This is a genomic window from Magnetospirillum molischianum DSM 120, from assembly GCF_000294655.1.
GTDB lineage: Bacteria > Pseudomonadota > Alphaproteobacteria > Rhodospirillales > Magnetospirillaceae > Phaeospirillum > Phaeospirillum molischianum.
On sequence record NZ_CAHP01000014.1, the window covers coordinates 406953 to 416194 of the forward strand.

Consider the following 9242-nt stretch of genomic DNA (forward strand, 5'->3'; position numbering starts at 1 on the left):
GATCAGAGGATAACCGGGCATGGCATGTCACGTCTATCATCGGAGCATTAGCCTGGAGCCGAGGACCGAAATCCTGGTTGGTTAGAACTATCTGGCATACGCCCCCAGATTGATTAGTCCAGCTCACGATCAACGGATGAGTCATAGATTCCGGGGATAGGTCGGAAAGGAAAAACGCCCTCGCACGGGTCTTGATAGCGCCAAAATTGAGCAAGAGCGGAGTCCAACCAAAGAGAAGGCATACCATCAACTCTTCACCCAACTGCGGGAATATGCACTTTAGCATTGGAACGAGGCAGGATCGTATTGTTCTAAATCTCAGGACGTGCTATGAGCCGCCTCCGCTCGTGGCCAGTTTCGGCCGATCAATCGGGACACATCGTGCAAGCAATCGCTCATTTGGCAGCCGGGGTCGCGGCGGTGTCTCTAGTTTCCCTCGGGGGAGAACAAATAGGGCACCCCCTAGAACCATCCGCACTGCCCCTGTATTACGGCCTCGGGATGGTCTCGGCCCTGCTTCCAGACATCGACCATCTCAGCTCGACGCTGGGACGACAAGCCAAGTGGATCGCCATAATGCTGCTGGTCGGGGTGGTCGTGGCGATGGTAACGATGGGGCCACGCCTGCCGATGGAACGGGTGGCCGTCCTACTGACGATACTATGCTACTATTTGGCGGCCGTAGTCGGTGGCCATCGCAGCCCTTGGACCCATTCGGTATGGCCTTGGCTCGGGGGAAGCATCGGACTTACCATCCTGGTGCCGTGGATACAGCACGAGCGGGGATGGTTTTACGGAGCGGACGATGCTGGCTTGGTTTTCGCAGCCGCATATGGCTCGCATCTTTTGCTGGATTCCTTCACCCGTCAGGGAATTCCCTTTCTATGGCCCTGGGTTGACCGGCGTCTCGGTTTCCGGCTGGTCACGACTGGTGGCAAGCCGGAGACCTTCGTCACCATCTTTTGCCTCGGCCTCGCCGTTCTTCCCTTGCTGTGGCCATAAGGCCGCTTGATGCACATGCCCCTACCGCGCACATAGGCGCGTCATGCGTCTTAGGCTGGCTCAGAGGCGGGCGGAGGAGAACCTCCCGCCAGAGACCGATCCCGCCGATCGCGATGCGGTCGAAAATTGGCCCAAGAGGCCAAGAAGGCGCTGAGACGCAGCCAAGCCGGAACGAACAGCATGGCAGCGACAGGGAAAGAAGCAAAAGCATTCAATGTCTTCGATTGAGGCCGACGCTTCGCCAGCCCCGTGCGGACCGCGTGCCGAATCGCGTCCGCAGCCTGGGTGAGGCTGGGATGATCGTCTTAAAAAAGGGGAGAAGCTTTGGCGCACCCGACAGGATTCGAACCTGTGACCCCCGCCTTCGGAGGGCGGAGAGAATTGTCTAGGCGTGTCTGCCGCTGTCTAGCAACAGATTGAAATTAAACAAATCACCTTGCCCGACTGTCTGCCCTGATCTACCCTTGTCCACGGATACAGACTGGACACTAACTGGACACCAGCCAGCTAGGGCGTTCCGCCAAGAAGGTGATCCTATGGCGCGAGTAAAATCCTCTCCCCTGGCGACGAAGAAGGCCCGCCTCGCCCTGCCCGTGGCGAAGAAACCCATTTTTGAGAGCCTGGGCAGCGGAACCAGCGTTGGCTATCGCCGCAACGCCAGCGCCGGCACTTGGCTTGTCCGCAAGGCAGATGGAAAGGGCGGCTCGACGCAACGGGTAATCGGCCTCGCCGATGACTACGAGGATGCAGACGGCGAGCGCGTGCTGTCTTGGGCGCAGGCTCAGGCGAAGGCGCTGGAAACCGCCGCCACCGAATCCGACGTATCACCGGCCAGCCGGATCACTGTCGCCGATGCGCTCAACGACTATGAAGCGGACCTCGCCGCCCGGAAGGGAGATCCGGGCAATGTTTCAAGGGTGCGCGTTAACCTCCCCGAGAAGATTGCATCCCGGCCGATTGTCGAACTCACGGCCTCCGACTTGCGAAAATGGCGCGACGAATTGTTGAAGACCCTGGCACCCGCCACGGTGAACCGAACCGCGAATGGTTTGCGTGCCGCCCTCGAACTCGCCGCGCGCCACAATGAGCGGATCGGCAACACCACCGCATGGAAACACGGCCTCGCAGGCCTGCCCGACGCGGAGGTGTCGCGCAATGTCATCTTATCCGATGAGGTGGTCGGACGGATCGTGCAGGCTGCCTATGCCCAGCACCCGGCCTTTGGCCTGCTGGTCGAGGTGGCGGCGGTGACTGGCTCCCGTTACTCGCAAATCGCCGGCCTTGTGGTGGGCGACCTGCTGCCCGGCCAGCGGCTCAACATGCCGACATCGAAGAAGGGCAAGAGCGTGAAAAAGGTGCTGCGCCGACCGATGCCAGTCCCCGCCGGGCTTGCGGTGCGGCTGGCCGAGGCAGCACAGGGGCGTGGGGAGGGCGAACCGCTGTTGCTCCGGCCGAATGGCAAGCCGTGGCTGAAATCGGATCACTACGACCTGTTTTTGCTCACCATCGCCGCCGCCAAACTGGAACCCGAGGCAATCGCGCCCTACGGCCTGGACGAGATCACCCTGTACGCGCTGCGCCACTCGTCGATCGTCCGCGCCCTGCTGCGGTCGGTGCCGATGCGGGTGGTTGCGGTATCGCACGACACCAGCGTGACTATGATCGAGCGGACCTACTCGGCCCACATCGCCGACCATGCCGACGCCCTGGCGCGACACGGGATGCTCGACCTCGACAGCGGGCGCGCTTCCGGTTCCGTCGTGCCACTGCGAAAATCCCCTTGATCGGATCGTATCTAAATGGATACAGTAATTCAGCGTCACGAGGAATTCGACGCTTGGCTTCGGCACCTGTCGGACCCCAAGGGCAAGGCCCGCATCCTGGCCCGGATCAACTCGGCCCAGCATGGCAATTTCGGCGACTGCGAACCTGTCGGCGAAGGCGTCAGTGAAATGCGGGTGCATGTCGGGCCGGGCTATCGGGTCTATTTCACCCGGCGGGGCGAGGTGGTCTATCTGCTGCTGTGCGGCGGCGATAAATCGACGCAACGCCGCGATATCGAAAAGGCCAAGGCCCTCGCGCGAGAGGTTCGGGAGATTCGATCATGAACACCACCGCTATCACCCCCTTCGACGCCTCCGAATACCTTGATGATCCCGAGGTGATCGCGGAATACCTCGCCGCCTGCCTGGAAGACGAGAACCCGGACGTGTTCCTTTCCGGCTTGGCCGACGTGGCGAAAGCCAAGGGGATGACGGATGTTGCCCGCGCTGCCGGCCTGGGGCGCGAAAGCCTGTACAAAGCGCTGGCACCCGGCGCGCACCCCCGGCACGAAACCATCTGCCGCGTGGTCGCGGCGCTGGGGTTGAAAATGTCGGTGGTGACTGCCCAGGCGGCGGAATAGCCGGACCCACCGGCTGATGTGGAGCGATGATTATTGCCTGTGAGCGACAGGGATTGACGCGCGGGAAAACTTTGGGGTAGGATTTTCCCACGATTGAGAATTGCGCCCGCTGGGAGACCGTGCGGGTTTTTTTATTGATCGACGCAGACCGCGACGGATGAGGCTTGACGGGGCGCGAGGGTGCGGATAATTTGGGAAATGTCAGATTGAAGAATTGCGCCCCGGCCGGTTGGTCCGGGGCTTTTTGTTGACACCCCCTGACCGTTACGGACGAAGATTGACCGGGCGCGGTTAACGAAGTAGATTGTCTATAATGTTTTTGTTGCGCCCGCCGGGAGACCGAGCGGGCTTTTCGTTGACCTCCTCTGACCGATACGGACAAAGGTTGACATCGTCGCCAGCGTCCTGTAGCGTTCGAAATGTCAGATTAACGATTTAGCGCCCGCCGGGAAACCGAGCGGGTTTTTTGTTGACCGCCTTTGACCGCGACGGATGATGGTTGACGTGCTCCCGCCCGCCATGGCATACACCGTGACGGCGCTATAGGCGCGCCTAGAGGTAACGCCCCGGCGATGGTCCGGGGCTTTTTGATTCCGGCGGACGCCCCGCCACGCAGGAAGATTGTTGTAGACAACAGGTGCCGCCCTCGGATAGTTTCCGAAATGTCAGATTGATCTTTTGGTGCCCGGTTCACTCCGAGGCACCTTTTTTGTTTCCGGCGCAGGCCGCCGAAACGCTCCCATAGTAAAACCGATCCGCCATACCCAAAAGCCCCGCCGCTAACCCGGACGGGGCTTTTCCGATTCCAGCCCCCGAAAGGATAGCAAAATGACCACCACGCCGCTGCTCGCTTCGGTGAAGGATACTCGCGCCCTGTTGGGCCTGTCTCATCAGACCGTCTACGACCTGATCAATGCCGGTGAAGTCGAATCCGTCCGCATTGGTGGTCGGAGACTGATCGTTCGTGCTTCAATCGACGCTTTGATTGAGCGCTCAAAGACGAAGACTGCCGCCTAGCAATGGCCGCGCATCCCGCCCCGAAGGATCACCCGCCGTCTGCTGCCGTGCCGTCCAACTGGCGGCCGGTCGGCGGCTTGGTCCTCGACATCTTGCGCCGTGCCGCCGGGAACGATCCGGCCCGGCTGGCGGCGATCGCGGCGATGATCGACGGGGGCCGAAAATGATCCCGCCAAGCCCCCCGAGATTCTGGCCGCTCTGAACGGTGTCCGATTTGCGCCCTCACCATCGATCGCCGCTTTCTGGCGGCAAGGAGACGAAATGAGCGCACGGATTTTGACCCTTCCTCGCACCCCCGCCGGTCGCGCCCTGCTGCGCGACTGCATCCCTTACACCTCGGATTGGCGTTGGCCCAACGGCGACCCGATCGAAATTGAAGATTTCGACGAACAGGCTGTCTTGATGAACTACCAGCCCACGCAAAAACACCCGGAGGCGATGTGATGAGCGGCCTCTTTAAATTCGATTTCTACACTCGCGACTGGATTTCCGGCACCCGTGAACTGTCAGATCGGGCGCGCGGAGTTTATGTTGATTTACTGGTTCGCATGTACGACCTCGGCCGTCCGCTGGATTATGATGAAAGCGATTTATGCCGCTTCCTCGGTAATCCCCCCTGGAAATAAGGGGATGCGGACGTAGAATTTTCTCGGTTTTGCGAACGAGGAGATTCGGATGAAGAAGAGTCGGTTCACGGACGCCCAGATCATGGGGATCCTGCGTCAGGCGGAGGAGGGTATCCCGGTCCTGACGCTGTGCCGCGAGCACCAGATGAGCAGCGCGACGTTCTACAAATGGCGGGCGAAATACGGCGGCATGGACGCCTCGATGATCTCGGAGATGAAGGGGCTGGAGGACGAGAACCGGCGGCTGAAGAAGNTGTTCGCCGAGCTCAGCATGCAAAACGAATTGCTGAAGGAGGCTCTCGGAAAAAAATAACCCGGCCATCCCAGCGCCGGGAGATGGCCGAGACAGCTGTGGCGCGACGAGGGATCAGTATTGCGTTGGCGTGCCGGACGTTTGGGCTCAGCGAGACGTGCTATCGCTATAGCCCGAGGCTCTCCGACGAGAACGAGCAGATCGCCGACCTTTTGATCGGGCTGACCCAGGCCAGAAAGACCTGGGGGTTCGGCCTCTGCTTCCTGTATCTGCGCAATATCCAGGGGCATGACTGGAACCACAAACGGGTCTATCGGATTTATCGCGCGTTGGAACTGAACCTGCGCATCAAGCCCCGGAAGCGGCTCAAACGCGACAAGCCCGACGAACTGGTGGTACCAGACGCCCCCAACCAGGTCTGGTCGATGGATTTCATGGCGGATCGTCTGGAGGATGGCAGGGCTTTCCGGCTTCTCAACGTGCTGGATGATTTCAATCGGGAGGGGCTCGGCATTGAAGTCGATTTTTCGCTGCCCGCAGAACGGGTTGTCCGGATGCTGAACCAAATTATCGAATGGCGCGGCAAGCCAGCGACAATTCGGGTCGACAACGGTCCCGAATATATCAGCGGCACGCTGATGAAATGGGCCGAGACGCGCGGCATCGGCCTCCAACACATCCAGCCCGGCAAGCCGCAGCAGAACGCCTATGTCGAGCGTTACAACCGGACGGTCCGGCATGAATGGCTGGGCCAGTTCCTCTTCGAAACCATCGCGGAGGTGCAGGATCAAGCGACAGAATGGCTCTGGACCTACAACAACGACCGCCCCAATATGGGCATCGGCGGCATCACACCCGCCCAGAAACTGAAATTGGCCGCCTGAGTTCTATGTCCAACCCCCGCTAAAAATGGGGGGATTACCGTGGCAACAGGCCAAGCTGCGCGAGGCCCTGGGGCGACTGGCGGATTCGCTGGGGTGTTGAAGGTGTCCAAGTTGGACACCTTTCCCGAGCGCATTCGGCGCGTGCAGTGATCAACGCGAACGGCTTGGTGCCGTGTAGCAGCCAATTGTTATGGGGCCGTCGCTGATCAGACTGGCGCGCTGCTCATCATTCAGCGATTCGGAAAAAGACCTCAGATGCTGGACGCGCGAAAGCGCGTCTTCATAGGCGGCACGACGAACCGGATTGTCCGGCCCATTTGTCCCCTCATGCTGGCGCTGGCTGTTCATGTCCATGGTGGTCACTCCACTCGCTTCCCATAATATGGACATCCTTGGATCGATGGGACAAGAGAAAAGCCGATTTTTTCGTATAGGGGTATAGCGCCCAACGCTGGATTTTTTAATAATATAAATTGCTTACATAGTATTTGCGCGTAAGTATGGGCTGCATCAATAGCTATGCCCCTGATGTGCCCGCGCATAGGAAGTCCAGACCACTGAAATCGTTCGAGAAATCGAATCGTCACATTGGTGTTTGGTCCAGTTTTCCCGCGTGATGCCATCCCGACAACCAAGCCTGACAAAAAACTGCCATCCCAAATGGCCATATCAAAACGCCTTGGGGTTGAGCGAACCTGACTGAAAATCGCTTTCCATGGAAACGTTCTGACGTTTACAGACTGGCAGTATGGCACCCATATATGTTCCCAAAAGACGAGTGCCTTTTCATCAATCGGGAACAAACGCAAGTCCACATCCATCGGAAGTTTGTTCCGCCAAGTCTGTTCAGTCACGGCGAAAGCCGCGTCCCGCATCCCCTGGTACCGATTGTGAGCGGTCGTGAGCGCATCGTCTGTGAAAAATGAGCCCATGACCTGTAGACGCACTCCATTCCTGGTCAACCGATTTCAATAGGTTACCATCGGAACAATTCCACGCCAATTCATTGACGAGCGCGCACGCACCGGCCGGCTTCGAGTGTCAAAGTCGATGACGGCACCCTCTACTGTTTAAAATGTTTCAATTCGTCCTCGTCAAGAGGGCCTCTTCTAACGTCCATGGCAACGTGTTCAATACAGCGGGGGTTTCTATCACATGTATTTGCGGAAATAGTAATATTTAATCCATTCTCCAATTTAACCCAATGGAGATATCCCTTGTATGTATACTCATCTTGATATGATGCATTTTTCTTTGTGCTACCTGGATAGCAGGAATCAACCATTGATGAAAAATATTTAAAGCTTCGCCTTGTTTCTTTTTCTGATCCAGGGCTATATCCGCGCGCATCAAGCTCAACGTAATATCTTACGTTTTGTGGACCGCTAACGTTTCCAGCCGCGCCGTTTTTTTCCCATTCAAAAATTGGGATTGTTTCGTGAATGTAGTGATCTGTAAGCCACTGATCTTTTTTATGGCTATCAATAATTTCTGAAAAATTATTATCTGAAGATGCAGTTACGCGGTGGAGATTTTCACAAAATGAAGATGCCGTTGCCGATTGAGGCTGTAGGAAAATAAAACAAATAATAGTGGCACATGTAGCATGTAATTTCATTTTTCCCGCCATTCATTAGTCGTCCGTGAAAAATTCGGTTCAGCCCTCCGGGATCAGACGAGCTGAGCGTTCAGGTTGTGCCTTTCGGCCCTGAGGACGGCCCGGATCATGGACAACAAAAGCCTCAGCCAGCGGAGCAGGAGGCGGAAGTTGTGTCCGGCGCCGCAGAGGATGGCGTTGATGCGGTCGCCGCTCTTTCCCTTGAGGAAGTTCCGCCCGAGAAGGCCGTCGTTTTTCATGTGGCCGATGACGGGTTCGATGGCGCTGCGGCGGCGCAGTTCGCGGCGAATGGCGTTGGTCGGGGCCTTGTTGCCGGAGATCCAGACCTTGAAGCGATCGAGGCCGTGGCCGCGATAGCCCTTGTCGACATAGATGCGGCGGGCGGTGACGCCGGTCCAGGCTTCGGTGGCCTCGACGGCAGCCTTGAGGGTATGGCCGTCATAGGGGTTGCCGTGGCGAGCGTCGATATGCAGGACGAAGTGACCTCCGGCGGCCGGGCGGTTGGTGGTGGTGACGGTGACCTTGCAGCCGAATTCGTAGGGCTTGGCGGCCTTGCCCTTGCCGATGCATTCGACCTCGGGGGCGTGGAGGGAATAGACCTTCGGCAAGGGATCGCGGCGTTGTTGGGTCATCACCCGTTCGGCCAGCCACAGGGNGCGCTTGAAGGCGTCGGTCAGGGCCTCGTTGCCGGCGATCTTGCGGCGGATGTCGCGGATCACCCGCCNCAGATAGGTCTTCAGCCGCCGCAATTCGCGGCGCGCCCGGTTGAACTGCTTGGCGTGGGCGTAGCGGCCCTGCTTCATCGCCGCCCGCTTGCCGACGCGGGCGTAGCTCTGGCGAAGGCCGATGCCCCACTCTTGGGCCAGCGCCACCAACTTTTCCCGGGCCCGCTGCATCAGCTTGGCGTCGGTCGGGAAGGTCACCGCCTTGGGCTGAACGGTGGTATCGACCGTCACCCGCTCCATGTCTTCGGCCTGAAGAGCGCCGGCCCGGTGGGCGGCGGCCAGGCTCTCCTGCACCAGGGCCGACAGGTCATCGGCACCGATGCGCTGACGCCAGCGGGTCATCGAAGAGCGGTCCACCGGCAGGGCGTGCTGGAAGAAGGTTTCGCCGCAGAAATACTGGAAATACGGATCGCAGACCCAGCGATCGCACACCGCCTCGTCAGAGAGGCCGTACATGTGCTTGAGCAGGTGCAATCCCACCATCAGTCGGGTCGGAACACCCGGGCGCCCCGTTTCCGCGTAAAGCGGCGCGAACCGCTCGTCGAAAAAGCCCCAGGCGACCAAACCCGCCAGCCGGACCAAGTCGTGGCGCAGGTTGATGATCTGGTCGAGCCGCGACCGGAACAGGTCGCCCTCGGTCTGCGGCGGTCTCTTGTGCGGCGTCATCTCTCCTCCCCGAGCGGCTCTGAGAGAATGGAATCACAACCGATGGG

General features: G+C 59.0%; 13 protein-coding genes. 9 read left to right on the top strand and 4 right to left on the bottom strand.

The window, feature by feature from the left end; genetic code table 11:
• Positions 1 to 330: 330 nt before the first annotated feature.
• The 9 genes from PHAMO_RS06165 to PHAMO_RS06210 all read left to right on the top strand — a co-directional run bounded on the left by PHAMO_RS06165 (position 331) and on the right by PHAMO_RS06210 (position 6186).
• Positions 331 to 1002 carry a metal-dependent hydrolase gene (locus PHAMO_RS06165; protein WP_002727501.1) on the top strand — a complete coding sequence of 224 codons (672 nt, stop codon included), beginning with the start codon at positions 331 to 333 and terminating at the stop codon, positions 1000 to 1002.
• 536 nt (positions 1003 to 1538) lie between these two features.
• Entirely contained in the window at positions 1539 to 2786 is a 1248-nt protein-coding gene (locus PHAMO_RS06175; RefSeq protein ID WP_002727503.1) for a tyrosine-type recombinase/integrase, read from the top strand.
• Between the two features lie 15 nt (positions 2787 to 2801).
• The gene (locus PHAMO_RS06180; protein WP_002727505.1) at positions 2802 to 3110 is read left to right on the top strand and encodes a type II toxin-antitoxin system RelE/ParE family toxin; all 309 of its coding nucleotides are present in this window, start codon (positions 2802 to 2804) and stop codon (positions 3108 to 3110) included.
• A complete protein-coding gene (locus PHAMO_RS06185) occupies positions 3107 to 3406 on the top strand; it encodes an addiction module antidote protein (protein ID WP_002727506.1) in 300 nt (99 codons plus the stop codon). Before PHAMO_RS06180 ends, PHAMO_RS06185 begins: the two co-directional genes overlap by 4 nt.
• An 828-nt stretch (positions 3407 to 4234) precedes the next feature.
• Positions 4235 to 4423: a helix-turn-helix domain-containing protein gene (locus PHAMO_RS06190; protein ID WP_002727508.1), complete on the top strand. Its 189-nt coding sequence runs from the start codon at positions 4235 to 4237 to the stop codon at positions 4421 to 4423.
• 2 nt (positions 4424 to 4425) lie between these two features.
• Positions 4426 to 4590 carry a hypothetical protein gene (locus tag PHAMO_RS19315; RefSeq protein ID WP_155801563.1) on the top strand — a complete coding sequence of 55 codons (165 nt, stop codon included), beginning with the start codon at positions 4426 to 4428 and terminating at the stop codon, positions 4588 to 4590.
• A 94-nt stretch (positions 4591 to 4684) separates the two neighbouring features.
• Positions 4685 to 4867: a hypothetical protein gene (locus tag PHAMO_RS06195; RefSeq protein ID WP_002727511.1), complete on the top strand. Its 183-nt coding sequence runs from the start codon at positions 4685 to 4687 to the stop codon at positions 4865 to 4867.
• Positions 4867 to 5049, top strand: coding sequence for a DUF1376 domain-containing protein (locus PHAMO_RS06200; protein WP_002727513.1), 183 nt, complete (start codon positions 4867 to 4869; stop codon positions 5047 to 5049). Before PHAMO_RS06195 ends, PHAMO_RS06200 begins: the two co-directional genes overlap by 1 nt.
• A 49-nt stretch (positions 5050 to 5098) precedes the next feature.
• A protein-coding gene (locus tag PHAMO_RS06210; protein ID WP_155801565.1) for an IS3 family transposase occupies positions 5099 to 6186 on the top strand; the annotation gives its coding sequence in 2 pieces (ribosomal slippage) (positions 5099 to 5360 and positions 5360 to 6186; 1089 coding nt in all).
• Positions 6187 to 6336: 150 nt separating this feature from the next.
• On the opposite strand, the gene PHAMO_RS06215 is transcribed toward PHAMO_RS06210, so the two are convergent.
• The 4 genes from PHAMO_RS06215 to PHAMO_RS06220 all read right to left on the bottom strand — a co-directional run bounded on the left by PHAMO_RS06215 (position 6337) and on the right by PHAMO_RS06220 (position 9195).
• Positions 6337 to 6540, bottom strand: coding sequence for a hypothetical protein (locus PHAMO_RS06215; protein ID WP_002727519.1), 204 nt, complete (start codon positions 6538 to 6540; stop codon positions 6337 to 6339).
• Between the two features lie 5 nt (positions 6541 to 6545).
• The gene (locus tag PHAMO_RS19320) at positions 6546 to 7007 is read right to left on the bottom strand and encodes a hypothetical protein (protein WP_155801567.1); all 462 of its coding nucleotides are present in this window, start codon (positions 7005 to 7007) and stop codon (positions 6546 to 6548) included.
• Positions 7008 to 7249: 242 nt separating this feature from the next.
• Positions 7250 to 7816: a hypothetical protein gene (locus PHAMO_RS19325; RefSeq protein ID WP_155801569.1), complete on the bottom strand. Its 567-nt coding sequence runs from the start codon at positions 7814 to 7816 to the stop codon at positions 7250 to 7252.
• Positions 7817 to 7857: 41 nt separating this feature from the next.
• Positions 7858 to 9195 (bottom strand): IS5 family transposase, encoded by a 1338-nt coding sequence (locus tag PHAMO_RS06220; RefSeq protein ID WP_002727523.1) that lies wholly within the window; start codon positions 9193 to 9195, stop codon positions 7858 to 7860.
• Positions 9196 to 9242: the final 47 nt, after the last annotated feature.

Bases quoted from the DNA above. Each gene is read 5' to 3' on its own strand.
- PHAMO_RS06165 (WP_002727501.1), top strand. From the start codon at position 331: ATGAGCCGCCTCCGCTCGTGGCCAGTTTCGGCCGATCAATCGGGACAC.
- PHAMO_RS06175 (WP_002727503.1), top strand. From the start codon at position 1,539: ATGGCGCGAGTAAAATCCTCTCCCCTGGCGACGAAGAAGGCCCGCCTC.
- PHAMO_RS06180 (WP_002727505.1), top strand. From the start codon at position 2,802: ATGGATACAGTAATTCAGCGTCACGAGGAATTCGACGCTTGGCTTCGG.
- PHAMO_RS06185 (WP_002727506.1), top strand. From the start codon at position 3,107: ATGAACACCACCGCTATCACCCCCTTCGACGCCTCCGAATACCTTGAT.
- PHAMO_RS06190 (WP_002727508.1), top strand. From the start codon at position 4,235: ATGACCACCACGCCGCTGCTCGCTTCGGTGAAGGATACTCGCGCCCTG.
- PHAMO_RS19315 (WP_155801563.1), top strand. From the start codon at position 4,426: ATGGCCGCGCATCCCGCCCCGAAGGATCACCCGCCGTCTGCTGCCGTG.
- PHAMO_RS06195 (WP_002727511.1), top strand. From the start codon at position 4,685: ATGAGCGCACGGATTTTGACCCTTCCTCGCACCCCCGCCGGTCGCGCC.
- PHAMO_RS06200 (WP_002727513.1), top strand. From the start codon at position 4,867: ATGAGCGGCCTCTTTAAATTCGATTTCTACACTCGCGACTGGATTTCC.
- PHAMO_RS06215 (WP_002727519.1), bottom strand. From the start codon at position 6,540: ATGGACATGAACAGCCAGCGCCAGCATGAGGGGACAAATGGGCCGGAC.
- PHAMO_RS19320 (WP_155801567.1), bottom strand. From the start codon at position 7,007: ATGGATGTGGACTTGCGTTTGTTCCCGATTGATGAAAAGGCACTCGTC.
- PHAMO_RS19325 (WP_155801569.1), bottom strand. From the start codon at position 7,816: ATGGCGGGAAAAATGAAATTACATGCTACATGTGCCACTATTATTTGT.